Annotated in this window: 22 protein-coding genes; 13 read left to right on the plus strand and 9 right to left on the minus strand. The window is 74.7% G+C overall.

All coding sequences use genetic code 11. From position 1 onward, the window contains the following. Nucleotides 1-257 precede the first annotated feature (257 nt). The 3 genes from PZB77_RS02480 to PZB77_RS02490 all read left to right on the plus strand — a co-directional run bounded on the left by PZB77_RS02480 (nt 258) and on the right by PZB77_RS02490 (nt 1,548). The gene (locus tag PZB77_RS02480; protein ID WP_275490854.1) at nt 258-584 is read left to right on the plus strand and encodes a PRC-barrel domain containing protein; all 327 of its coding nucleotides are present in this window, start codon (nt 258-260) and stop codon (nt 582-584) included. A gap of 108 nt (nt 585-692) precedes the next feature. Further along, complete coding sequence (locus PZB77_RS02485; protein WP_275490855.1) at nt 693-1,055, plus strand: STAS domain-containing protein; 363 nt, start codon at nt 693-695, stop codon at nt 1,053-1,055. Between the two features lie 64 nt (nt 1,056-1,119). After that, nucleotides 1,120-1,548, plus strand: a complete 429-nt coding sequence (locus PZB77_RS02490) for an ATP-binding protein (protein ID WP_275490856.1) — start codon at nt 1,120-1,122, stop codon at nt 1,546-1,548. A 36-nt stretch (nt 1,549-1,584) separates the two neighbouring features. Here PZB77_RS02490 and PZB77_RS02495 read toward each other — a convergent pair whose 3' ends face one another. Then, nucleotides 1,585-2,238, minus strand: coding sequence for a TetR/AcrR family transcriptional regulator (locus tag PZB77_RS02495; protein ID WP_275490857.1), 654 nt, complete (start codon nt 2,236-2,238; stop codon nt 1,585-1,587). A 123-nt stretch (nt 2,239-2,361) separates the two neighbouring features. Here PZB77_RS02495 and PZB77_RS02500 point away from each other — a divergent pair, with 123 nt between their 5' ends. Further along, the gene (locus PZB77_RS02500; protein ID WP_275490858.1) at nt 2,362-2,931 is read left to right on the plus strand and encodes an NADPH-dependent FMN reductase; all 570 of its coding nucleotides are present in this window, start codon (nt 2,362-2,364) and stop codon (nt 2,929-2,931) included. Between the two features lie 108 nt (nt 2,932-3,039). On the opposite strand, the gene PZB77_RS02505 is transcribed toward PZB77_RS02500, so the two are convergent. Next, the gene (locus PZB77_RS02505; RefSeq protein WP_275490859.1) at nt 3,040-3,486 is read right to left on the minus strand and encodes a nitroreductase family deazaflavin-dependent oxidoreductase; all 447 of its coding nucleotides are present in this window, start codon (nt 3,484-3,486) and stop codon (nt 3,040-3,042) included. 127 nt (nt 3,487-3,613) lie between these two features. Next, on the minus strand, nt 3,614-4,666 hold the full coding sequence (locus tag PZB77_RS02510) for a MerR family transcriptional regulator (protein WP_275490860.1): 1,053 nt from the start codon (nt 4,664-4,666) through the stop codon (nt 3,614-3,616). A 188-nt stretch (nt 4,667-4,854) separates the two neighbouring features. On the opposite strand from PZB77_RS02510, the gene PZB77_RS02515 reads away from it, so the two are divergent. The 5 genes from PZB77_RS02515 to PZB77_RS02535 all read left to right on the plus strand — a co-directional run bounded on the left by PZB77_RS02515 (nt 4,855) and on the right by PZB77_RS02535 (nt 9,636). Continuing rightward, nucleotides 4,855-5,487 carry a sigma-70 family RNA polymerase sigma factor gene (locus PZB77_RS02515; RefSeq protein ID WP_275490861.1) on the plus strand — a complete coding sequence of 211 codons (633 nt, stop codon included), beginning with the start codon at nt 4,855-4,857 and terminating at the stop codon, nt 5,485-5,487. A gap of 149 nt (nt 5,488-5,636) precedes the next feature. Beyond that, nucleotides 5,637-5,864, plus strand: coding sequence for a hypothetical protein (locus PZB77_RS02520; protein ID WP_275490862.1), 228 nt, complete (start codon nt 5,637-5,639; stop codon nt 5,862-5,864). 232 nt (nt 5,865-6,096) lie between these two features. Continuing rightward, nucleotides 6,097-7,326 carry a lycopene cyclase family protein gene (locus PZB77_RS02525; protein ID WP_275490863.1) on the plus strand — a complete coding sequence of 410 codons (1,230 nt, stop codon included), beginning with the start codon at nt 6,097-6,099 and terminating at the stop codon, nt 7,324-7,326. Nucleotides 7,327-7,333: 7 nt separating this feature from the next. Further along, a complete protein-coding gene (locus PZB77_RS02530; RefSeq protein WP_275490864.1) occupies nt 7,334-8,068 on the plus strand; it encodes a methyltransferase in 735 nt (244 codons plus the stop codon). Nucleotides 8,069-8,085: 17 nt separating this feature from the next. Continuing rightward, on the plus strand, nt 8,086-9,636 hold the full coding sequence (locus PZB77_RS02535; protein ID WP_275490865.1) for an NAD(P)/FAD-dependent oxidoreductase: 1,551 nt from the start codon (nt 8,086-8,088) through the stop codon (nt 9,634-9,636). 77 nt (nt 9,637-9,713) lie between these two features. Here the strand turns inward: PZB77_RS02535 and PZB77_RS02540 are convergent, their stop codons facing one another. Genes PZB77_RS02540 through PZB77_RS02555 form a run of 4 tightly spaced genes read right to left on the minus strand, consistent with a single transcriptional unit; the run spans nt 9,714 to nt 14,828 of the window. Further along, the gene (locus tag PZB77_RS02540; RefSeq protein ID WP_275490866.1) at nt 9,714-10,730 is read right to left on the minus strand and encodes a DUF5914 domain-containing protein; all 1,017 of its coding nucleotides are present in this window, start codon (nt 10,728-10,730) and stop codon (nt 9,714-9,716) included. Then, nucleotides 10,727-11,779, minus strand: a complete 1,053-nt coding sequence (locus PZB77_RS02545) for a phytoene/squalene synthase family protein (RefSeq protein ID WP_275490867.1) — start codon at nt 11,777-11,779, stop codon at nt 10,727-10,729. Before PZB77_RS02545 ends, PZB77_RS02540 begins: the two co-directional genes overlap by 4 nt. After that, on the minus strand, nt 11,776-13,308 hold the full coding sequence (locus PZB77_RS02550; protein WP_275490868.1) for a phytoene desaturase: 1,533 nt from the start codon (nt 13,306-13,308) through the stop codon (nt 11,776-11,778). The genes PZB77_RS02545 and PZB77_RS02550 overlap by 4 nt, the downstream gene beginning before the upstream one ends. Next, nucleotides 13,305-14,828 (minus strand): polyprenyl synthetase family protein, encoded by a 1,524-nt coding sequence (locus PZB77_RS02555; RefSeq protein WP_275490869.1) that lies wholly within the window; start codon nt 14,826-14,828, stop codon nt 13,305-13,307. The genes PZB77_RS02550 and PZB77_RS02555 overlap by 4 nt, the downstream gene beginning before the upstream one ends. A 394-nt stretch (nt 14,829-15,222) precedes the next feature. Between PZB77_RS02555 and PZB77_RS02560 the strand changes: the two genes are divergently transcribed. Together PZB77_RS02560 and PZB77_RS02565 are read left to right on the plus strand one after the other, a co-directional pair. After that, entirely contained in the window at nt 15,223-16,782 is a 1,560-nt protein-coding gene (locus PZB77_RS02560; protein ID WP_275490870.1) for an SDR family oxidoreductase, read from the plus strand. 109 nt (nt 16,783-16,891) lie between these two features. After that, nucleotides 16,892-18,271, plus strand: coding sequence for a deoxyribodipyrimidine photo-lyase (locus PZB77_RS02565; protein ID WP_275490871.1), 1,380 nt, complete (start codon nt 16,892-16,894; stop codon nt 18,269-18,271). A gap of 131 nt (nt 18,272-18,402) precedes the next feature. Here PZB77_RS02565 and PZB77_RS02570 read toward each other — a convergent pair whose 3' ends face one another. Further along, the gene (locus tag PZB77_RS02570) at nt 18,403-19,245 is read right to left on the minus strand and encodes a DUF1206 domain-containing protein (RefSeq protein WP_275490872.1); all 843 of its coding nucleotides are present in this window, start codon (nt 19,243-19,245) and stop codon (nt 18,403-18,405) included. Between the two features lie 207 nt (nt 19,246-19,452). Beyond that, complete coding sequence (locus tag PZB77_RS02575; protein ID WP_275490873.1) at nt 19,453-19,986, minus strand: DoxX family protein; 534 nt, start codon at nt 19,984-19,986, stop codon at nt 19,453-19,455. A 204-nt stretch (nt 19,987-20,190) separates the two neighbouring features. Here PZB77_RS02575 and PZB77_RS02580 point away from each other — a divergent pair, with 204 nt between their 5' ends. Both PZB77_RS02580 and PZB77_RS02585 read left to right on the plus strand, forming a co-directional pair. Then, nucleotides 20,191-22,206, plus strand: coding sequence for an NADPH-dependent 2,4-dienoyl-CoA reductase (locus PZB77_RS02580; RefSeq protein ID WP_275490874.1), 2,016 nt, complete (start codon nt 20,191-20,193; stop codon nt 22,204-22,206). Between the two features lie 36 nt (nt 22,207-22,242). Further along, nucleotides 22,243-22,800: a PadR family transcriptional regulator gene (locus PZB77_RS02585; RefSeq protein WP_275490875.1), complete on the plus strand. Its 558-nt coding sequence runs from the start codon at nt 22,243-22,245 to the stop codon at nt 22,798-22,800.

Below are 22,800 nucleotides of genomic sequence, written 5' to 3' on the forward strand. Positions count from 1 at the left end.
CCCACTGCGCGGACCCCTCACCTCATCTACTCGACGACAGAATCATTGCCCCTCGACAACACTCCTCCACCCGAGGCCCTCCTGGCAACCCGTCACGGCCGTCACACCCCTCCTGAGGGGTGTGACGGGCTTCTCCTCACGCGCGGGGTTCTTTTCCCGTGTGAGTTTCGGCACGCGGGGAACGCGGTCGGTGTGACCCGCGTGCAGCGCGGGCCGTAGGGAAAGGCGAGAACGTGAGAAATGTCTGGTGCGGCCCCGTGGCGCTGGATGTGCTGGCCGAGACGGACCCGACCGAATTCTCGGTCGAGGCGGCCGACGACCCCTTGGGAACGGTGGACCGGCGCTCCCTCGTCCCGGAATTCGACCATCTGGTCGTCGACACCGGTACGTGGAAATTCGGTCGCAGTACCGCCATTCCCATGGGTATGGTCGCGCGGATCGACGCCGAACGCCGGGTGATCACCCTGCTCTGCACGAAGGAGCAGGTGAAGGGGGCTCCCCGCTTCGCCCGCGATCACGACACCAATGACCCGGCCTATCTGACGCGCCTCGGCTCCTACTACGCGGGAATCCTGACGCCGTGACCCGGGGTACGAGCGGCCGGGCCGACGGCGGACGACCGCCCCGGTCCGGCGTGACGTTCCCGGCCCGCCATGGGCGTACTTCTGCGGGGGTGAAGCACCATCAGTGAAATGACCGGGCGGAAGAGACCGACCACAGGGACGGCTTTCCGCGTCCAGAAGGAAGGCTTCGCACTCGTTCGAGTGCGCGGCGAGGCGGACGAGAAAAACGGAGCGCCCGAGTTGACCGAGGCTCTCGGGGCGGCGTTGGACGAGGGGACGGAACGTACGGTGGTGGACCTGTCGGAGACGGATTTCGCGGACTCCGCAGTGCTGCACACCCTGCTCGACGCGCGCGCCCGCTACGAGGACGCCGGCGTGAAACTGGTCCTCGCGGGCCCTTTCCGCGCCGCCGTGCGTCGCCTGTTCGAGGTCACCGGCACGGTGGACGCCTTCGTCATGGCCGCGACCGTGGAAGAGGCGGCCGCATGCTGACGCCGGCACGACACACACGGACCCTCGCCCCGGCGGCTCCGCGGTCCAGGGGGCGGAGGAGTACGTGAGCTGGGAACTTCCGGTGGACCGCGACGACTGCGGCCCCGGTGACACGGAGCTCGTCCCACGCGACGCCGCAGCAGCGCGCGCCATCGTGCGCGAGCTGCTGGACGAGCAGTTCTGCACGCTCCTGGGCATGGACCCGGACGACGTGGTCATCTCCGACGCGATGCTGGTGACCTCGGAACTCGTCACGAACGCGATCCGGCACGGGGGCGGCCTCACCGGCTTCAGCGCCCGGCTCAGCGGTGAGGGCCTGCTCCTGGACGTCGCGGACGCCAGTTCCGCGGAGCCGCAGACCGAGGTGACCCTCCCCGACACCGTACGGGTCGGAGGCTACGGATGGCCGCTGGTGCGCCGGCTGTCGAAACGGGTCACCATCACCCGGCTGACGTGCGGCAAGCGCATCAGCGTGCTCATCACCCTCTTCTGAGCCCGGCGCCGGCACGCACCGGGCGCGTCCGGCGGCTCAGCACCGGTGCGTGACCCGGGCCACCAGGTCCCTCCATCCGTCCTCGATCCGCTCGGCCGGGAAACATCGGCCGTTGCGGTGGAAGTTGAGGAAGGAGGGATCCAGGTAGGCGAGGAGCGCCTGGGTGAGGAGTTCCGCGTCGCCCCCCACGCCGGAACGCCGCAGCAGATCGGTGACGTGGGCGGCGCGCACCGTCCGTGCGGGCGCCTGGTAGCGACGGCTCGGGCAGTTGTCCGCCTGCAGGTACAGATCGACGTACTTCATGGTGTGGCGGATGGTCCGGACACCGAATTCCTCCAGCCGCTCCCGGGGAGGGGCGCCCGGGCCCAGTGGCGGCGGTCCGCAGATGACGGCGGTCTGGAACTCCTTCTCCGCGTGGTCGAGGAGGGCGGTCATCAGCCCCACCCGGTCACCGAAGCGGCGGAACACGGTTCCCTTGCCCACCTGGGCCGCGGCGGCGACGGCTTCCATGGTGACGTGTTCGGCCCCCACCTCGCGGACCAGCCGGGACGCGGCTTCCAGCAGGCGGATCCGGTTGCGGGCGGCGTCGGCGCGTTCCCTGGGCTCCGGAGCGGCACCGTGACCGGCCAGGGGGAGCAGCGTGACGGGGCGGACGGAGGAAGCCTCTTCGGCTCCGATCTGCGCGGTCATCCCCCCAGGGTAGCGCCCTCCGGGGAAAGTGGACCGCAGTCCGCTTGTCGTGCTATACCCATGACCGGACCACGGTCCGCTTAATCCCCCGCCGCCGCCCGGCGCTTTTTCACAGGAGTCCTCGTGACCACTCGCATCATCGCCCTCGTCGGCAGCCTCCGCTCCGGCTCGCACAACCGCCAGCTCGCCGAGGCCGCCGTGAAGCTCGCGCCCGAGGGCGTGGAGGTCGTGATCCAGGAGGAGATCGCCGACCTGCCGTTCTACAACGAGGACCTCGACATCGAGGGCGCCGTGCCGGCCGTCGCCGCGAAGCTCCGCGAGGACGCCACCGCCGCCGACGCCTTCCTCCTCTTCTCCCCCGAGTACAACGGCACGATCCCGGCCGTCCTGAAGAACGCGATCGACTGGTACTCCCGCCCGTACGGCGCCGGCTCCTTCGCGGGCAAGCCGGTCGCCGTCGTCGGTACCGCCTACGGCCAGTTCGGTGGCGTGTGGGCGCAGGACGAGGCCCGCAAGGCCGTCGGCATCGCCGGTGGTGCGGTGCTGGAAGAGGTCAAGCTCTCGGTTCCCGGTTCGGTCGTCCGTTTCGCCGAGACGCACCCGGCGGACGACGAAGAGGTCGCGCAGCAGCTGGTCGCGGTCCTCGACGAGCTGGCGAAGGCCGCCACCGCCGCCGCGCCGCAGGCCGTCTGAGCACCCTGACGCAGCCGTGAGGCGCCGTCCCGCTCCGGCGGGGCGGCGCCTCACGCCGTCACGGGCCGCGACTCCCGGGCCGGCGTCCACGGGCTCCGGCCCAGGTGATCAGTGGGGCGCGGGGGCGGGCTCCAGGACGAAGACCGGGATGACGCGGTCCGTCTTCTCCTGGTACTCCGCGTAGTCGGGGAAGGCCTCGACCGCGCGCCGCCACCACATCGCCTTCTCGTCCCCCGTCACCTCACGGGCGATCATGTCCTGCCGTACCGGTCCGTCCTGGAGCTCGACCCGGGGGTCGGCGACGACGTTGTGGTACCAGACCGGGTGCGTGGGTGCTCCGCCGAGGGAGGCGACCACCGCGTACACACCGTCGTGCTCGACGCGCATCAGCGCGGACTTGCGGATCTTCCCGCTGCGGGCACCCCGGGTGGTGAGCACGACGACCGGCATGTCGCGCAGGGTGGTGCCCTCCTTCCCGCCGGAGCTCTCGTACAACTCGACCTGGTCGCGCACCCACTGGGTGGGGCTGGGCTCGTACTCGCCCTGGAGCGGCATGGTGAATCCCCTCGTCGTTCGGCGCGGCCGTGCCGAACCTTCGCCGTGCACGGCCGCGTCCATCATGCAGTGCCGGTCCTCGAACGCCGGGTACGGGCTTCCGGCGCGGCGCCGGGCCGCCCGCGGTTCAGCGGGCGGCCAGCGCGGAGAGCAGCGCGAGCGCCTCGGAGAGGCTGGTGGGGCGTAGAACGCCCTCCGGCTGGTGACCCGCCCAGCCGGGGCCGGCGAGCAGGACCGCCGGGGCCGTACGGGCCCCGCGCACCCCCCACTCGATGGAGTTGATCCGCTGGGCCAGCGGTCGGCTCGCCGTGGAACGGCCCTGCGACCAGAGGACGATGCCGGCCGGTCCGGTGCGCCGGGCGGCCTCCTCCAGGGCTTCGACCGGCAGCGCCGCGCCGAACATCCTGACCGGCAGACCGCGTTGGACGAGACCGGCGGTGAGGGCCTCCAGCGGCAGGGTGTGGTTCTCCTCGGGCGCGCAGGCGAGCAGGGACACAGCGGTGCCGCGCGCCGGGGCCGGTCCCACGGCGACGCGCCGGAGTGCCGTGGAGACGTGCCAGGACAGCAGGTGCTCCACCTCCACGTACCGTTCGCCGGAGCTCTCCCACCGCCGGCCGACGGCGTGCAGGGTCGGCATGATGACCTCGTCCCAGGCGGTCACGAGCCCGTGCCGGTCCAGTGCGCGGGCGAGCAGGTTCTCGACGGCGCGTGCGTCCAGGCGGACGGCCGCCCGCGCGAGGCCGCGCGCCTCGGTGCGGCCGCGGCCGACCGGGAGGGCGCCCGGCGCGGTGGACGGCCGGGCGGGGGCGGGGTCCGCCTCCCCGGCAAGGTGGGCTGCGGCGGAAGCCGGTCCCCGGGCGACGAGCGCGGCCCGGGCCGCCTCGGCCGGCGGGAGTCCGGTGCTGGTGAAGTCGCACATGCGCATGAGGAGTTCGACATCGGTGGGGGTCCAGCGCCGGTGTCTGCCGCCTTCCCGCTCGGCGGGACCGATGCCGTAACGGCGTTCCCAGGAGCGGAGCGTGGTGGGTGCCACGCCGAGCAGCCGCGCGACGGCCCCCGTGGTCAACCCTCCGTCGTACCCGGCCGGGCGGGAGGCGCCCGGTGCGACCGCGCTCCCTCCGGCCGGTGCGTCCACGCGCCCTCCACCGGGTGCGTCCACGCGCCCTTTCGATGCGTCCATGCCCACACGATACGACGCAGAAACGATGCATGTTGCCGCATCGCCGGAGCTCCGGGTTGTGTGGCACCACCGGAACACTCCGGCTCCGGCGGGCGGGGGCGTTTCCGGTCCGGGTGGCGGCGCGGCCCATCGGGCCCCCGCCACCCGGAACTTGGGCTACCCCCGGCTCCCGACGAGGAGGGACACCGATGACCGCTGTCGACCTACCGGCGAGCCCTGGTGCGACCGGAACTCCGGTCCGCCTGCCCGTGCAGGAGGCTAGCGAGGACGAGGACCGCGCCGCAGCGGAACTGGCGGACGGCCTCCTCAGGGGTGACGCGGAGGTCTTCGCCCGGATCTTCCGCCGGTGGGGCACCCTGGTGCACACGCTGGCCGCGCGCTCCCTCGGCGACTCCCGCGAGGCCGAAGACGTCACCCAGCAGGTGTTCCTGGCGGCGTGGCGGGGGCGGGCGGGGTACCGCCCCGAGCGGGGCCCCCTGGCCGGCTGGCTGGTCGGCATCACCCGGCGCAAGATCGCCGACGCCCTGGCCGCCCGCACCCGGCGCGGCGAACTGGTCGCCGCCTCTGCCGCGCGGGAGCAGGTCCGCGGCGAGGAGGGAGCCCGCCCCGATGCGGTGCTCGACCGGGTGCTGGTCGTCCAGGAGCTCGGCAAACTCCCGCCGGTGCAGCGGCACATCCTCTGCATGGCCTTCTTCGACGACCTCACCCAGGTGCAGATCGCCGAGCGGACCGGGCTCCCGCTGGGGACCGTGAAGAGCCACGCCCGCCGGGCCCTGGTCCGGATGCGGCGCTCGCTCACCGACGCGGCGGCCACTTTCTGACGACCCGTTCCCCCTGCTCCGTCGGCGGGCGCACGAAGACTTCGGAGAAGACCGGCACGGGGCGCGCGACCGGCATCCGGGTGGTGTCCGGCGCTCGTGTGCGTCCGTCCGGCGGTCCCGGGCGGAAGCAGGTCCCGAGGGAGGTGCCCATGGCGCACCATGTCCACGAGGACGAGCTGACGGAGTTGGCCCTCGGTCACCGGTCCGCGACCGCCGGCGCGGCGGCGCGGCACCTCCGCCGGTGCCCGGAGTGCAGCGCCGAACTCGATTCGCTGCGTGCCGTGGTGTCCGCCGCACGCGCGGTGACCCCGGCCGACCTTCCGCTCCCGCCGCCGCAGTGGGTGTGGGAGGCGATCACCGCCGAGATCGGCGGCTGACGGACCGGCGCCCCGGTCGTGCGGGAGCACCGGACGCGTACGACGCGCGACACCCGTGCGCCGGTTGCATCCGGGAAGCACCCCGCTGCGGAAGTATCGGCGCCAGCACCGGCGCGGCCGCGGGGCGGCTCCGCCGCCGTGCCCGGCGTCGTCCACCCGTCCGCCGCGCTTCTCGGACAGGTGGTGGACGCCCGTCCGAGAAGCCGCCCCCGCCACAGGAGAGAGCTGCCCCTTGCCGTACGCCGACGTGGTCATCGTGGGCGCCGGAGCGGCCGGCCTGTCGCTGGCGTACCGGCTGTGCGCGCCCGGCGCGCGCGTACCGCTCTCCGTGCTCCTGATCGACGCCCCTCCGGGCCCGCTCCGGCCGCAGCCGCGCACCTGGTGCTTCTGGGAGCCGCCCGGTGGTGAGTTCGACGCGGCGCTGACCGCGTCGTGGCAGCGGCTGAGGGTGCGCGCCGCCGACGGCGCCGCCACGGTGACGGTCCCCGCACCGCTGCGGTACAAGATGCTCCGTTCGGACGCCTTCACCGGGCTGGTGGACCAGCGGCTCGACGCGTCCGCCGGGTTCCGGCGCGCCGAACTGACGGTGCTCGCCGTGCGTGACGCGGCCGGGGGCGGCGGTGAGGTCGTCGGCCGGGACGCCGGAGGGCGGCGAACCGTCGTGACGGGTCGGTACGTCTTCGACTCGCGCCCGCCCGGGCGGCCACCGGCCGCCCGGACCACGCTCCTCCAGCACTTCACCGGCTGGTTCGTACGCACCGAGCGGCCGGTGTTCGAACCGGACACCGCGGATCTCATGGACTTCCGGACCCCGCAGCCGCGCCACGGCCTGTCGTTCGCCTACGTCCTCCCGCTGGACGCCCGGTCGGCCCTGGTGGAGTACACCGAGTTCTCCCGCACGCCGCTCGAACCGGCGGCGTACGAAAGGGCGTTGCACCACCACCTCGACGCCGTGCTCGGCGCCTCCCCCTACCGGGTCTCCGCCACGGAGCACGGTGTCATCCCGATGACCGACGGGCGCTTCCCGCCACGTGCGGGGCGGTCGGTGTTCCGGATCGGGACGGCGGGCGGCGCCACCCGGCCGTCCACCGGCTACACCTTCAGCGCCGTACAGCGTCAGAGCCGTTCCCTGGCGGCGGCACTGCGCGCGGGTGGGGAACCCCGGACGCGGTCCCCCTACCGTGCCCGGTCCCTCGCGATGGACGCGGTCATGCTGCGCGCCCTGGACACCGGCCGGGTGGACGGCGCCGCCTTCTTCACCGGTCTCTTCCGCTCGGTGCCCCCCGCGCGGCTGCTCCGCTTCCTGGACGGATCGGCCCCGCTGCGCGAGGAGGTGCTCGTCGGACTCCGCACGCCCGTCGGCCCGATGCTGCGGACCGTCGCCGAACTGCCCTTCCGTGCGCGCCGGTCCCCGCCGGCGGCCCCCCGATCCGCTCTCCCCCACCCGCCCGACGAGGAATGACCACTCCATGACCCTGCTGCAGGACGCCCAGCTCTCCTCCGCCTTCGACCACGCCTCCCTCGCCTACGACCGTCTGGTGGCGGCCAACCCCGGCTACCACGCCCATCTGCGGCGCTCCGCGCGCCGCCTCGGTCTGCCGCACGGCGGGGCGGGGCTGCGGGTGCTCGACCTGGGGTGCGGCACCGGGGCCTCCACCGCCGCCCTGCTGGCCGTCGCCCCGTACGCGGAGATCGTGGCCGTGGACGCCTCGGCGGGCATGCTGGCGCAGGCCGCCGCGAAGGAGTGGCCCGCCCAGGTCCGCTTCGTGCACTCCCCGGTGGAGGCGCTGGCGGACCGGGAGGAGGCGGTGGGCGGGCCGTTCGACGCGGTGTTCGCCGCCTATCTCTTCCGCAACGTCACCGCCCCGGACGCCGTGCTCGCAGCGACCCGCGGACTCCTCGCCCCCGGCGGACGGCTGGCGGTGCACGAGTACGCGCTGGGCGGGGGCAGGGCGCACCGGGCCCTGTGGACCTCCGTCTGCCGCTCGGTGGTGATGCCGCTGGGCCGTGCGACGGGGGACGGGGATCTCTACCGGCACCTGTGGCACAGCGTCCTCGCGTTCGACACGGCGCCCGTCTTCGCCGAGCGCGTCGCTCGTGCGGGCTTCGACGGGGTGCGGGTGCTGCCGATGCCCGGCTGGCAGACGGGCATCACCCACACCTTCGTCGCCCGGGCGCCGCGCCGGTCGGGGGCTTCGGCGTGAGGCGGCCGGGAGGCAGGGTGCCCGACGGCCGGCGGCACGGCCGCGACCGGCGGGCCGAGGTGCTGCGCGCGCCGGACGGCCGTGCCCGGTTCGAGGGGGGCGCCCCGCGGGTGGCGGTGGTCGGCGGCGGTATCGCCGGGCTCGCGGCAGCCACCCTGCTGGCGGAGCGGGGCGCCCGGGTCACCCTCCACGAGCGGGAGGCGTCGCTCGGCGGGCGGCTGGCGGGGTGGTCGACGCAGCTCGCGGACGGATCCCCGGTCACCATGAGCCGGGGCTTCCACGCCTTCTTCCGTCAGTACTACAACCTGCGCGGGCTGCTGCGCCGGGTCGATCCCGGGCTGGAGTCGCTCACCGCCGTGCCGGACTATCCGCTGCGGCACAGCGGCGGGATGTACGACAGCTTCGCGCGCGTCCCGCGCACCCCGCCGCTCAGCGCGATGGGATTCGTGGCCCTCAGCCCGTCGTTCGGGGCGCGCGATCTGCTGCGGATGAACCCGCGCGCCGCGCTGCCGTTGCTGGACGTGCGCGTCCCGCAGGTGTACGAGCGGCTCGACTCGGTCAGCGCCCGCGACTTCCTGGCCCGGGTGCGCTTCCCGGAGGCGGCGCACCACCTGGCCTTCGAAGTGTTCTCGCGGAGCTTCTTCTCGGACCCGGGGGACCTCTCCGCCGCGGAGCTGGTCCTGATGTTCCACATCTACTTCCTCGGCTCCAGCGAGGGGCTCCTCTTCGACGTGCCGGCGGAGCCCTTCCCGCAGGCCCTCTGGGACCCGCTCCACGGGTACCTGGAGAAGCACGGGGTGCGGGTGCGGACCGGCTCGACGGTCGAGAGCGTGGTGGCCGGTCCGGCGGGCGGTCTGGGCGTCACGGCGGACGGCCGGACGGACCACCGGGACGCGGTGGTGCTGGCGCTCGACTCCGGCGGGCTGCGGCGGCTGGTGGCGGCCTCCCCGGGGCTCGGTGACGGCCGTTGGCGCGGCAGGATGGCGCGGCTGCGCACCGCACCGCCGTTCCTGGTGTCGCGGCTCTGGCTGGAGCGTCCCGTGGCGGCGGACCGCCCGGGCTTCCTCGGGACCAGCGGCTACGGTCCGCTGGACAACGTGAGCGTGCTGGAACGCTGGGAGGGCGAGGCGCTGCGGTGGTCCCGCCGCACCGGCGGATCGGTGGTGGAGCTGCACGCGTACGCCGTCGCCCCGGACGCGGACCGCGGGGCCGTACAGGAGGAGGTGGTACGCCAGTTGCACCGGATCTACCCGGAGACCTCGGGCGTGCGGGTGGTGGACTCCCGGCACGAGTGGCGGGCGGACTGCCCGCACTTCCCCGTGGGCGGCTACCGCGACCGTCCCGCCGTCCGCACGCCCGACCCGGCCGTCGTGGTCGCCGGCGACCTGGTCCGCACCGAACTGCCGGTCGCGCTGATGGAGCGGGCCGCCACGAGCGGGTTCATGGCCGCGAACGCCCTGTTGGCCGACTGGGGCGTGCGGGGCCAGACGCTGTGGACGGTGCCGCGCGCCGGGCGGTCGGCGCTGCTGCGGCAACTCGCCCGGCTCGCTCCGGCGCACGGCGGCTGACCGGTCGCCGGGGTCCCGGCGGCGGCGCCCCGGTCACCGGGGCCGAGGAGGCCGCCGGGCGCCCGCGGGCGCCTCCCTCACCCCGGGAACCGCCCGCTGCTGCGCAGTTCGTAGCGGCGTTCGGCGTAGGCCAGGTCGTCGCGCCAGAGCCGCCCTGCCGAGGCCCGCATCAACGGGCGCAGCAGCGGGGCCGCCGCGCGGGCGACGGCGAAGCCGCGCCGGTCCGACGCGGCGACGACCGCCTCCACCACGGCGGTGCGGGGCCGGCCGGCGGCGTCGGTGCCGAGCGGGGTGGCGTGGCTCTCGACGACGGAGCCCCGGCCCTCGCCCTCGGTGATGTGCATGACGACGGTACGGGGTTCGGGCGCCGTGAACACGGCCCGGACGGGCACCACGACCCGGCCCGCCACCTTGAAGGAGACGTCGACGGCGAACCCGTCCCGCCCGTCCCCGGCGTCGCCGCCGGGGACGTCGAGCACGGTCAGGTCGACGAAGGAGTACGGGTGGAACCAGGCTCCGTGCCAGGGGTCGAGGCGGTTGGCGACGACGTCCTCCGGTTCGCAGGTGCCGAACCCCTCGTACACCGCGTCCACGGCGCCCGCGGGCAGCGGCCGTTCGGGGACGACGGGCCGCTCCAGCGGGTCTTCGCCGCCCACCGCGTCGAGCCGTACCCAGGCGAGGATCCCGTCGTCGAAGGCGGGGTAGGGCTCCCAGCCGGCGAACGGCTCGCCGTTCAGGGCGAGTCCGTGCCAGTGGCAGACCAGGGTGCCGCAGCGCACCGGACTGTCCTTCAGCGGTGCGCCGAGGTGCGGGCAGGCGCCGGGGCCGGCCCGCAGGCGCCCGGCGGCGTCGCGCCAGGCGACGACCTCGGTGCCCTGGACGGTCCGGCCGAAGGACCGGCCGGGGGTGATGCGGCGGGAGGCGCCGATGACGTACCAGTTGCCCGAGGGGCGGGAGAGCGCGTGCGTGAGGGCGCCGGCGATGAGGGCGGGCCGGGCGGCGCGCCAGGTGGGGCGCTGCCGGTCCCACGGCACGGGGTCGCGGCGCAGCCGCAGCGGGAGCCGGCCGCGGCGGACGGGGCGCGGGTCGCTCATGCCGCGTCCTCCCGTTCGGTCCGGGTCGTCGCCGGTGCGGGCAGGGGCCGCCCCGGCCGGGTGGCGCCCGCCGCGGGAAGGGGACGCTGCCCGGCGGCCGCGTGCGGGGCGGTGGCACGGAGGCCGGAGCGGGCGGCGAGCGCGCGGACCAGACCGTCGAGGGCGACCGTCGCGCGGCGGGCGCGGGAGACGACCGCGCGGCGGTGGAGGACGGCGTAGCCGTCCGCCTCGACGGCGTCGAGGATCCCGCCGTACAGCACGAACGCGGTGCGGATGCAGGGGCGCGACTCGGGGGCGAGCAGGGCGATGCCGGGCCGCGCACGCCGGTAGACCTCCCGGTTGTACGCGGCGGCGGCCCGCAGCGCGGCGGTGACGCGCCGGTCACGCACGCCCGTCGTCCGTCCGTGCAGGAGGAGTTCGCGGTCGACCCCGTGGGCGGCGAGCAGGTCGGCCGGGAGGTAGACGCGTCCCCGGTCGAGGTCCTCCCCCACGTCCCGGAGGAAGTTGCTGAGCTGGAAGGCGACGCCCAGGTCGGCGGCGTACGGGGCGGCTTCCTCGCGGGGGCAGACCGTGCCGAGGACGGGGAGCATCTGGAGGCCGATCACGGCGGCCGATCCGTGGGTGTAGCCGCCGAGTTCCTCCCAGGAGGCGTACTCGGTCACCGTGAGGTCGCTGCGCATGGAAGCCATGAAGTCGGCGAAGTGGCGGTGGTCGATGCCGTACACGGAGGCGGTGTGGACCAGCGCCCGGATCACCGGCTCGTCGGTGGTGCCGGTGGCGAGGCCCTCGGCGAGCCGCTGTTCGAAGGCGAGCAGCGCGGCCGCGCGTTCCGCGGGGGTGGGGTCGCCGGCCAGGTCGTCCACGATGTCGTCGGCCCTGCGGGCGAAGCCGTAGAGGGCGTGCACGGCGGGGCGACGGTCGGCGGGGAGCAGCCGGGTGGCGAGGAAGTACGTCTTCCCGTGGCGTGCGTTGAGCGCGCGGCAGGCGGCGTACGCGGCGCGCAGGGCGGGGTCGTGGACGGCGGCCGCGTCGAGTTCACGGGCGGTCATGCGAGGTGGCCTTTCGGTACGGGGCGGTTCGCGGAGGCCGTGCGGGGCCGTCGCGGACCGGTGATCCGGGCGGCGGCGAGCTTCCCGGAGATGAGGACAGTCGGTACGCCGACGCCGGGGGTGGTGCCGCAGCCGGCGAGGACGGCGTTGGTGGTGCCCCGGACGAGGTTGCGGGGCCGGAAGGGGCCGGTCTGCGGGAAGGTGTGGGCGGCCGAGAACGGGGTGCCGGCGGCATGCCCCTGGGCGGTCCAGTCGACCGGGGTGACCAGGCACTCCTCCTCGATGGAGGCGCCGAGACCGGCCAGTCCCCGGCGTTCGAGCTCGGTGAGCAGGCTGTCCCGGTAGCGGGGTGCCAGCTCGTCCCAGCTGCGCGCGGAGGGGCCGATGTCGGTGTTGGGGCAGGGGGCGAGCACGTAGTGGAGGTGCTTGCCGGGCGGGGCGAGCGTGGGATCTCCGGCGGTGGGGCGGGTGATGAGCAGGGAGGGGTCGCTCATCAGAGAGCCGGTGCGGGTGAGTTCGTGGAAGGTGCCCTTCCATGCCCGTCCGAACGAGAGGGTGTGGTGGGCGAGTCCGGGCCAGGTGCGGTCGGTGCCCGCGTGCAGGACGACGGCGGACGGCGAGTGCCGCAGCCCGCCCGGACGCCGGGGGGCGCGGCCGAGCAGCCGGTAGCTGACGGGGAGGTCCGGGGTGAGCACGACGGCGTCGCACGGGATGCGGCCCCGGTCGGTGACGACGGCGGTGACCCGGTCGCCGGACCGTTCCAGCCGCGTGACGGACTCGCCGTAGCGCAGCACGGCGCCGGCCTCCGCGGCGGAGTCCGCCAGCGCCTTCGGGAGGGCGTGCATCCCGCCGCGCGGGAAGTACACCCCGGCGACCGTGTCCATGTACGCGATGACGGCGTACGCGGCGAGGGCCCTGGCCGGGGGTACGCCGGCGTACAGGGCCTGGAAGGAGAAGACGCGGCGAAGCCGTTCGTCGCTGATGTAGCGGCCGATCCGCGCGTCGAGCCGGCCGAATCCGCCGAGCGCGGCGAGCCGTGCCAGGTCGGGGTGGAGGAGTTGGAAGGGCGAGTCGAAGTTGGCGTCGATGAACCGGCGCATCTGGACGGTGTAGAGGCGCTCCAGCCACTGCCGCAGACGGCGGTAGCCGAGCGCCTCGTGACCGCCCGCGAACTCCTCCACGGCCGACTCCATCGCGCCCGGATCGGTGTGCACGTCGAGGGTGGAGCCGTCGGCGAACCAGGCCCGGTAGGCGGGGTGGAGCGGGATCAGGTCGAGCCGGTCGGCGAGCCGGTGGCCGACGGCGGCGAAGGCCTCTTCGACAAGATCGGGCATGGTCAGCACGGTGGGGCCGGTGTCGATGCGGTATCCGCCGCGCTCCAGCAGCCCGGCCCGGCCGCCCGGGGTGAGGTCGCGTTCGACGACGGTGACCCGTCGGCCGGCGCCGAGCAGGTGGAGCGTGGCGGACAGGCCGGCGAGGCCGGCGCCGACGACCACGACGTGGTCGGTGCGTCCGGGGACGGTCCTCATCGGGTGGTACCTCCTTCGGGGGCGCCGGCCGGGTGGTCCGGCCGGGCGCCGGGGGTGGATCGTGGGGCGCCGGAGGCGGGCGGCACGGGTGGTGGGGTGCGGGCACCGGCGGCTTCCCGCAGCAGCAGGCGCACCGGACGGGCGCCCTCCGGGGCGAGCCGGACCAGGTCGAGACGGGACTCGGCCTCGGCGGCGAGCCGGTCCGCCAGCTGCTCGACGGCGGCGCGCGCCCCGCTCCGGGTGAGCGCTTCCCGCACCCGGGCGAGGCCTTCGTCGGTGAGGTCCGGGTCGCCCACCCCGTCCAGGACCGCGAGCACGGCGGTGTCGCCCGCCGCCTCGGCGCGTTCGCGGGCGACCGCCACCAGGTAGGTGGGCTTCCCGTCACGGAGGTCGCTGCCGGAGGGCTTCCCGGTGACCGCGGGGTCGCCGAAGGCGCCGAGCAGGTCGTCGCGGAGCTGGAAGGCGGTGCCCGCGCTGCGGCCGGCCGCGCTCAGGGCGGCCGCCGTACGGTCGTCGGCGCCCGCCAGCGCGGCGCCGAGCGCGAGGGGGCGTTCCACGGAGTACAGGGCGCTCTTGAGGCAGGCGGTCCGCAGGGCGTGCGCGGCCGTGCGGTTCGCCGCCGCCTGTCCGTGCAGGTCGAGGTATTGCCCGGCCACCATCTCGGTGCGCATCGCCCGCCAGATCGCCGCCACCCGGCCCCGGGTGGCGGCATCCAGCGGGAGGGCGGCGACGGTGTCGTCCGCCCAGGCGAGGGCGAGGTCGCCGACGAGGACGGCGGCCGAGGTCCCGAACGCGGTGTCCGGCGCCCCGCCGGGGAGCGCCGCCAGCTCGACGTGGACGGCGGGACGGCCCCGGCGCAGCGGGGAGCCGTCCATGACGTCGTCGTGGACCAGGGCGCAGGTCTGGATGAGTTCCAGGGCCACGCCGAGGCGCAGCGCCGCGTCCGCGGTCTCCGCGCCGCCGCCGCACGCCCGCATCGCCCACCACAGGAAGCGGGGCCGGGCGCGTTTCCCGCCGCCGAGGGTGAAGTCCGCGACCCGCCGGGCCACGTCCCGGCTGAAGACGGCGTCGACGGCGGCGGCCTCGGCGAGGTGTCCGGAGAGCACCTCGCGGGCGGTGGCGAGGACGGCGCCCGCCACGTCGGCGTCGACCGCGCGGACGTCGGGGTGGTGGTGCTGGCCGGCGTGGGGAACGTCGTCGCCGGGGTGCCCGGGCCCGGAGCCGGCCGGATGCCGGGGTTGCGGGCTGTGCGGGCTCTCGCGGTCGCGGCCGCCGCGTACGGCGCCCGTGCCGGTGTCCCGCCGGGAGCCGTCCTGGGCCCGGGCGTGGTCGGCGGCCCCGGGGCCGCCGTGCGGGGGCGCGGCCGCGGCGTAAGGGTCATGGGTGTCGGGGCCGTCCGGGGAGTGCCGGGGCCGGTCCGCGGCCTCGACGGGCCCGTCCGGCGGCTGGGTGTCCCCGAAGGGCCGCTCCGACCGCCGGTGGTCGGCAGGGGCGGAAGCCGCTGTCCGGGTGAGGCGCATCGCAGGTCCTTCTGGTCGCATCGGTCTCCGTACCGGTCTGGGCCGGCCCCCGCACCGCCGGGCCGGCGCGCCGGCGGTACGGGGGCCGTCGCGGGCCCGCCGTCTTCCGTGCCCGTCGCGTCTCTTCCGCCGTCCCCCGTCCGGCGGATGCGGCAGGGCCCCGATCGCTACCGCTCGGGAGCCGGTGAGGGGGTCCGGCTCCCGAGGGGATCACGCCGACCGGCCGGGCGGTGGCTGCCCCGGCCGGTGGTGGGGGCTCCGGAGCGGCCCCGCGACCCATTCGGCCGTCCCCGACCGTGTCACGGTGCATCCACCGGGCCCCACCGGGCGGAATGCGGTACGGGCGGGGACGGTGGAAGAAGTCAGTGGGGAATCGACCCGGAGGCGAGGCGCCATGGAGACGGCCAGGGAGACCAGGGACGACGGAGAGGGCCTGCACTGCCTGGTGACGGGGGCGACCGGCTACATCGGTGGCCGTCTGGTGCCGGAGCTGCTGGCGGCCGGGCACCGGGTGCGTGCGCTGGCGCGGACCCCGGCGAAGCTGCGGGACTACCCCTGGGCCACCGACGCGGAGGTGGTGCGCGGCGATGTCACCGATCCGGAGTCCCTGGAGACGGCGATGCGCGGCATCGACGTCGCGTACTACCTGGTGCACGCGCTGGGCACCGGTCCCGGCTTCGAGGAGACCGACCGCCGGGCGGCCCGCGTCTTCGGCGAGCGGGCCCGCGCGGCCGGGGTGCGGCGGATCGTCTACCTGGGCGGACTGACGCCCGGGGACGTGCCGGAGGAGGAGCTCTCCCCGCACTTGCGTTCCCGCGCGGAGGTCGGCCGCATCCTGCTGGACTCGGGAGTGCCGACGACCGTCCTGAGGGCCGCCGTCATCATCGGCTCGGGTTCCGCGTCCTTCGAGATGCTCCGCTACCTCACCGAGCGGCTGCCGGTCATGGTCACCCCGAGCTGGGTCTCCACCCGCATCCAGCCGATCGGCGTCCGTGACGTGCTGCGTTACCTCGTCGGCAGTGCGCGGATGCCCGCCGACGTGCACCGCTCCTTCGACATCGGCGGGCCCGACGTCCTCACCTACCGGATGATGATGGAGCGGTACGCCGAGATCGGGGGCCTGCCGAAGCGGCTGATCCTGCCCGTCCCGATGCTGACCCCGCGGCTGTCCAGCCACTGGATCGGGCTGGTCACCCCGGTCCCCCGCGCCCTCGCGCGACCGCTCGCGGAGTCACTGCGGTACGAGGTGGTCTGCGGCGAGCACGACATCGCGCGGTACGTCCCGGACGGGCCCGGGCAGCCCTTCCCCTTCGACAAGGCGCTCGCCCTGGCCCTGCAGCGGGTCCGGGAGGCGCAGGTGACCACCCGGTGGTCCTCCGCCTCGCTGCCCGGCGCCCCCAGCGACCCGCTGCCCACGGACCCCGACTGGGCGGGCGGCAGCCTCTACGAGGACGTACGGGAGCGGGACGTGGACGCCTCTCCGGCGGCGCTGTGGCGGGTCGTCGAGGGGATCGGGGGCGACAACGGCTGGTACTCGTTCCCGCTCGCCTGGGCCGTCCGGGGCTGGCTGGACCGGGCGATGGGCGGGGTCGGGCTGCGGCGCGGCCGCCGCGACGCCGCCCGTCTCCGGGTCGGCGACTCGCTGGACTTCTGGCGGGTCGAGGAGATCGAGCCGGGCAGGCTGCTGCGGTTGCGGGCCGAGATGCGGGTGCCCGGTCTCGCCTGGCTGGAGATGTACGCGGAGGACCGGGGCGACGGACGCTCCCGCTACCGCCAGCGCGCGCTCTTCCACCCGCGCGGACTGCTCGGCCACGCCTACTGGTGGAGCGTCTCGCCCTTCCACGCCGTCGTCTTCGGCGGAATGGCCCGCAACATCGCCCGGGCCGCCGCCCGTCCCCCGGGCCCCGCCCCGGCCCGGACGACCGCGGCCCCGCGCCCCCAGCGGCAGCACTGAGACCTCCGGCAGCACCCCCTGCGCCGGACGCACCGGCAGCACCGACAGCACCCGCCGGGGCACCTGCGGGTCTCCGTCGTCGTGTCCGTCCCCTTCGAGGAGTAGCGCCATGACCGTCTCGGTCGTCCTGTTCACCGCCGACCTGCGGCTGCACGACCAGCCGCCACTGCGCGCGGCGGCGGTCGCGAGCGAGGAGATCGTGCCGCTGTTCGTCGTCGACCGGCGGATCGAGGAGGCCGGTTTCCGGGTGCCCAACCGGTGGGCCTTCCTCGCCGACTGCCTGCGGGACCTGGACACCGGGTTGCGCGAGCGGGGCGGACGGCTCGTGATCCGTACCGGGGACGTGGCCGGGGAGGTCTGCCGGGTCGCCGCCGAAACGGGCGCCTTCGACGTCCACATGTCGGCCGGCGTCAGCGCGTACGCCCACGCCCGTGAGGAACGGCTGCGCACGGAGTTGGAGTCGCAGGGGCGGAGACTGCACGTGCACGACGCAGTGGTGACCGCTGTCGCCCCGGGCACGGTGCGGCCCGCGGCGTCGGCGGCGAACCACTTCGCCGTCTTCACCCCGTACTTCCGGCGCTGGTCCCAGGAGCGGCTGCGCGACCCCCTCCCCCCGCCGCGTGCGGTCCGGGTGCCGGACGCCGCGCACTCCGGTGAACTGCCCGTCCGCGCCGAGGTGTCCGGGGTCTCGCCGGGTCTGGCGGAGGGCGGGGAGAACGCGGGTCGCGCCCTTTTCGCCGCGTGGCGCCGGTCGGGTCTCGGCTCGTACGACGACCAGCACGACGACCTCGCGGGGGATGCCACCTCCCGCCTCTCGCCGCACCTGCACTTCGGCACCGTCTCACCGGTGGAGCTGATCGAGCGCTCCCGCGAGGCCGGTGGGACGGGCGCGGAGGCGTTCGTGCGGCAGTTGTGCTGGCGCGAGTTCCACTACCAGGTCCTCGCGGCCCGTCCGTCCGCGTCCCACGCCGACTACCGCTCGCGGGACGACGACTGGCGGGACGGGGAGGAGGCCCGGGAGGACATCGAGGCATGGCGCCAGGGGCGCACCGGCTATCCCGTCGTGGACGCCGCGATGCGCCAACTGCGCCACGAGGGGTGGATGCACAACCGCGGCCGGCTGCTCACCGCGAGCTTCCTGGCGAAGACTCTGTACGTGGACTGGAGGATCGGCGCGCGGCACTTCCTGGACCTGCTGGTGGACGGCGACATCGCCAACAACCAGCTCAACTGGCAGTGGGTGGCCGGCACCGGCACGGACAGCCGTCCCAACCGGGTGCTCAACCCGGTGCTCCAGGGCCACCGTTACGACCCGGACGGCGCGTACGTGCGACGCTGGGTCCCGGAACTGGCCGGCATCGAGGGTGCGGCGGTGCACGAGCCGTGGCGGCTTCCGGAACCGGATCGCGTCGCGCTGGACTACCCCGCGCCGGTGATCCACCTCCCGGACGCGCTGGCCCGGTTCAAGGGGGCGCGCGGTCTGCGCTGAGCACACCCCGGCGGGGCCGTCCCCTGCCGCGTCGCGGACATGGGACGGCCCCGCCGGGGGTTCGGTTGCCCGGCGGGGCCGTGTCCGAGGGCGGAGGATCCTCGCCCGAAGGGTGTCGTACGCGTGCGTGGTCAGACCTTGCGCCACCGTGCGTTGGCCCAGGAGAAGACGCCGAAGGCGGCGAGGCCGAGGGCGATCAGTGCGAGCAGCCAGGGGCCGGCGGGGGTGTTGGTGAAGGAGCGCAGGGTGTCGTCCATGCCCTTGGCCTGACCGGGTTCGTGCTGGACGGCCGCGGCGATGGCGAAACCGCCCGCCGTACCGAAGACCACGCCCCGGGTGACGCCGCCGAAGACGCCGAGCGCGTCGACGGTGCGGCGGACCTTCTCGCCGGTGCCGGTCATGTCGAGGTGCTTGCGGAACTTCAGGGTCACCGCACGGTAGATCAGCCACAGCCCGACGCCCACGACGACGGCTCCGGCGAGCCCCACGATCCACTGGCCGCCGGGCCAGTCGAGCGCCTTGGCGGTGACGTCGTCGGTCTTCTTGTCGCTGGACCCGCTGCCGCTGCCCTTGTCCCCGACGGCGTACGAGATCACGGAGTACGCGACGAAGGCGTAGAACACGCAGCGGCCGGCGGCCATGAGCCGCTTCGTGGGCTTGTGCCCGTCCGGACCTGCCTGGCCGAACACCGCCTCGGAGAGCCGCCAGAGCGCCATGCCCACGAGTCCGATGCCGAGGAGCCACAGGAGCACTTCTCCGAGCGGCTGCTCGGCCACTTCCTGCAGGGCGCCGCCCCGGTCGGCCTGCTTCCCGCCGTCGCCCGAGAAGGCCACGCGCAGGGCGAGCACTCCGATGAGCAGGTAGATCACACCGCGCGCCACGAATCCGGCGCGCGCCGCCGTCTCCATCGCTTTGCCGTTGGCCGCGCTCCGGGCCTGGCCTCTTCCGCGTTCCGCTATCGCACTGGTCTCCATGGACCGACGGATGCCCCTGTTCGGCGGATCAATGCCCACGGGCGGCCGCGTGGCGGCACATTGCCCGGTGACCAAGGGGTCCGGCGCGCTGTCGCCGGCTCGCGTCCAGGTGTCAGGAGGGTCCCTGACGGCGCGGCGGCGGAGCGCCTCGTGCGGGGGACGCCGCGGGACCTGGGGGTTGCGGGCCCCGGGTCGCCCGGCGGAACCTCAGACCGCTTCGGGCTCGTCCGGTACCGCGCCCTGCGCCTTCGCGCGCTTGCCGACCACGGCAGCGGCTGCGGCGGCACTGCCGAGGAAGGCGAGGGCCACCACCCAGGGCTTGTCGAGCACGTGGCGGGTGGCGTGGTCGAGGGAGTAGTCACCGGCGCCGGTGAGGCCGATCGCGGCGGCGGTGAACCCGAGGAACGCGGGGTACTCGTAGCCGCCGCCCTGGGCGAAGAAGCCGGCCGGGGCGTGCACCGCGACCGCGCCCGCCATCGCGCCGGCGGCGGCGGCGCCCGCGGCCGGCGTGGCGAGCCCGAGCGCGAGCAGCACTCCGCCGCCCATCTCGCCGAGTCCGGCGGCGACGGCACTGTGCTTGGGGGGATGGAAGCCCATGGCCTCCATCCCGGCGGTGGTGCCCGCGATCCCTCCGCCGCCGAACCAGCCCAGGAGTTTCTGGCTGCCGTGGGCGACGAGGACGGCGCCGGTGCCGGCGCGCAGGGCGAGCAGGCCGAGGTCACGCCGGTTGAGGCAGGTCATGAGGGCTCCCGGGGGCGAGGCGGACGGGGTACGGATCCACTGTGGCCCGGAGGTGTCGCGAGGGCGCGGCCGGTTGCGCCGTACGGGGTGCCCCGAACGGCCGGGCAGGCCCGTGCGGATGCGACGTACGTCATTGTGCAACTTGTTGCACAAAGCGGTCCCGGTCCTCTACAACTGGCGGGACGACACCGCGAGGAGACCCTGATGAGCCCCTACCCCACGCTGCTGAGCCCGCTGGACCTCGGATTCACCACGCTCCCCAACCGGGTGGTCATGGGGTCCATGCACACGGGTCTCGAAGAGGCCGAGAACGGCTTCGAGCGGATGGCGGCCTTCTACGCCGAGCGCGCCCGCGGAGGCGTGGGCCTCATGGTCACCGGCGGCATCGCGCCCAGCGAGCGCGGTTGCTCCGCGCCCGGCGGCGCCAAGATGACCACGGAGGCGGAGGCGGAGGAGCACGCGCTCGTCACCTCGGCGGTGCACGCGGCGGGAGGCCGGATCGCGATGCAGATCCTGCACTTCGGCCGGTACGCGCACCACCCGGATCTGGTGGCGCCGAGTGCGCTCAAGGCGCCGATCAGCGGGTTCACCCCGCGCGCGCTGACCGACGAGGAGGTCGAGGAGACGATCGGGGAGTTCGTCCGCGCCGCCGTCCTCGCCCGGCGGGCGGGTTACGACGGGGTCGAGATCATGGGCTCCGAGGGCTACCTCGTCAACGAGTTCATCGTGGCGGCGACCAACCACCGCACCGACCGGTGGGGCGGCTCGTACGAGAACCGGATCCGCTTCCCCCTGGAGATCGTGCGCCGGGTGCGCGAGGCCGTGGGCGACGACTTCATCCTGATCTACCGGCTCTCCATGCTCGACCTGGTGCCGGACGGCTCGACGCTGGAGGAGGTCGTGCGGCTGGCCCGCGCGGTCGAGACCGCCGGGGCCACCCTCATCAACACCGGGATCGGCTGGCACGAGGCCCGCATCCCCACCATCGCGACCTCGGTGCCGCGCGGTGCCTTCACCTGGGTGACCGAGAAGGTGCGTGGCGCGGTCTCCGTGCCCCTGGTGACGAGCAATCGCGTCAACACCCCGGAGGTCGCCGAGGAGATACTCGCCTCCGGCCGCGCGGACATGGTGTCGATGGCCCGGCCCTTCCTCGCCGACCCGGACTTCGTGGCGAAGGCCGCAGCCGGCCGCGCCGACGCCATCAACACCTGCATCGGCTGCAACCAGGCCTGCCTGGATCACGTGTTCAGCCTCAAGATCACCTCCTGCCTGGTCAACCCCCGGGCGTGCCACGAGACCGAGCTGGTCCTCTCCCCGACCCGGACCCGCAGAAGCGTCGCCGTCGTCGGCGCCGGTCCGGCCGGGCTCGCCTGCGCGGTCACGGCCGCCGAACGCGGCCACACGGTCACCCTCTTCGACGCGGCCGACGAGATCGGCGGCCAGCTCAACGTGGCGCGCCAGGTGCCCGGCAAGGAGGAGTTCGACGAGACGCTGCGCTACTTCCGTACCCGCCTGCGCGAGCTGGAGGTGGAGGTGCGGCTCTCCACGCACGCCGGGGCGGACATGCTCGACGGGTACGACGAGGTGGTGCTCGCGACCGGTGTCGAGCCGCGCATCCCTCCGATCGAGGGTGTCACCCACCCCAGCGTGGTCAGCTACCTCGACGTCCTGCGCGACAAGGCGCCGGTCGGCGACCGGGTCGCGGTCATCGGGGCGGGCGGCATCGGTTTCGACGTCGCGGAGTACCTGACCGACGCCGGGGAGGGGACGAGCCGGGACCCGGAGGCGTTCCTGCGGGGCTGGGGCGTGGACACCTCCTACGCGCACCGCGGCGGGCTGCGTCTGCCGGAGCGCCCGAAGCCGCCGCGTACGGTCCACCTAGTCCAGCGCAAGGCGTCCAAGGTCGGCGCCGGGCTCGGCCGGACCACGGGGTGGATCCACCGCACGGAGCTGCGCCACCGGGGCGTCACCATGGTCGCGGGCGCCACCTACGACCGGATCGACGACGCGGGGCTGCACCTGACCGTGGACGGGGAGCAGCATCTGCTGCCGGTCGACACGATCGTGCTCTGCGCGGGCCAGGAGCCGCGCCGGGAGCTCTACGAGGAGCTGCGCGCGGCGGGCCGGCCGGTCCATCTGATCGGTGGCGCCGACGTGGCGGCCGAGCTCGACGCGAAGCGGGCGGTCCGTCAGGGGACGGAGCTGGCCGCCACGCTGTGAACCGGGCCACGTGGCCGCGTTCGTAGGATGCACCCCATGTCACTGCCGCACGCGATCCTCACCGCTCTGCTGGAGAAGCCGTCGTCCGGGCTCGAACTGACCCGCCGGTTCGACCGGTCGATCGGCTACTTCTGGCCGTCGACGCACCAGCAGATCTACCGCGAGCTGGGCAGGCTGGAGGAGGCCGGACGGATCCGGGCGCTGCTGCCGGACCAGCCGGCCAGGGGCAGCAGGAAGGAGTACGAGGTGCTGCCGGCGGGTCGCGAGGAGCTGGCGGCCTGGGTCGCGCTCGCCGAGGACCCGAAGCCGGTCCGCGACGCGCTGCTGCTGCGGATGCGGGCGGCCGCCGTCGTGGGGGCGCCCGGCCTGGGTGCGGAGCTCCGCCGTCATCTGGAGGTGCACCGCCGGCAGCTCGCGGAGTACCTGGAGATCGAGGAGCGCGACTTCCCGCCGGAGCGGACGGGCCGGGACGACCGGCTCCGCCACCTCGTGCTGCGGGGCGGCATCGACCTGGAGCGCTTCTGGACCACCTGGCTGACGGAGGCGATCGAGGGGATCGCGGAGGCCGTGGACGGGGCCGGCGGGGCTCCCTGA

This window comes from Streptomyces sp. AM 2-1-1, assembly GCF_029167645.1.
In the GTDB taxonomy this organism is placed as follows: domain Bacteria; phylum Actinomycetota; class Actinomycetes; order Streptomycetales; family Streptomycetaceae; genus Streptomyces.

Bases quoted from the DNA above. Each gene is read 5' to 3' on its own strand.
- PZB77_RS02505 (WP_275490859.1), bottom strand. From the start codon at position 3,486: ATGCCGCTCCAGGGCGAGTACGAGCCCAGCCCCACCCAGTGGGTGCGC.
- PZB77_RS02510 (WP_275490860.1), bottom strand. From the start codon at position 4,666: ATGGACGCATCGAAAGGGCGCGTGGACGCACCCGGTGGAGGGCGCGTG.
- PZB77_RS02550 (WP_275490868.1), bottom strand. From the start codon at position 13,308: ATGAGGACCGTCCCCGGACGCACCGACCACGTCGTGGTCGTCGGCGCC.
- PZB77_RS02520 (WP_275490862.1), top strand. From the start codon at position 5,637: ATGGCGCACCATGTCCACGAGGACGAGCTGACGGAGTTGGCCCTCGGT.
- PZB77_RS02560 (WP_275490870.1), top strand. From the start codon at position 15,223: ATGGAGACGGCCAGGGAGACCAGGGACGACGGAGAGGGCCTGCACTGC.
- PZB77_RS02565 (WP_275490871.1), top strand. From the start codon at position 16,892: ATGACCGTCTCGGTCGTCCTGTTCACCGCCGACCTGCGGCTGCACGAC.
- PZB77_RS02530 (WP_275490864.1), top strand. From the start codon at position 7,334: ATGACCCTGCTGCAGGACGCCCAGCTCTCCTCCGCCTTCGACCACGCC.
- PZB77_RS02515 (WP_275490861.1), top strand. From the start codon at position 4,855: ATGACCGCTGTCGACCTACCGGCGAGCCCTGGTGCGACCGGAACTCCG.
- PZB77_RS02580 (WP_275490874.1), top strand. From the start codon at position 20,191: ATGAGCCCCTACCCCACGCTGCTGAGCCCGCTGGACCTCGGATTCACC.
- PZB77_RS02575 (WP_275490873.1), bottom strand. From the start codon at position 19,986: ATGACCTGCCTCAACCGGCGTGACCTCGGCCTGCTCGCCCTGCGCGCC.
- PZB77_RS02555 (WP_275490869.1), bottom strand. From the start codon at position 14,828: ATGCGCCTCACCCGGACAGCGGCTTCCGCCCCTGCCGACCACCGGCGG.
- PZB77_RS02570 (WP_275490872.1), bottom strand. From the start codon at position 19,245: ATGGAGACCAGTGCGATAGCGGAACGCGGAAGAGGCCAGGCCCGGAGC.
- PZB77_RS02485 (WP_275490855.1), top strand. From the start codon at position 693: ATGACCGGGCGGAAGAGACCGACCACAGGGACGGCTTTCCGCGTCCAG.
- PZB77_RS02585 (WP_275490875.1), top strand. From the start codon at position 22,243: ATGTCACTGCCGCACGCGATCCTCACCGCTCTGCTGGAGAAGCCGTCG.
- PZB77_RS02495 (WP_275490857.1), bottom strand. From the start codon at position 2,238: ATGACCGCGCAGATCGGAGCCGAAGAGGCTTCCTCCGTCCGCCCCGTC.
- PZB77_RS02545 (WP_275490867.1), bottom strand. From the start codon at position 11,779: ATGACCGCCCGTGAACTCGACGCGGCCGCCGTCCACGACCCCGCCCTG.
- PZB77_RS02540 (WP_275490866.1), bottom strand. From the start codon at position 10,730: ATGAGCGACCCGCGCCCCGTCCGCCGCGGCCGGCTCCCGCTGCGGCTG.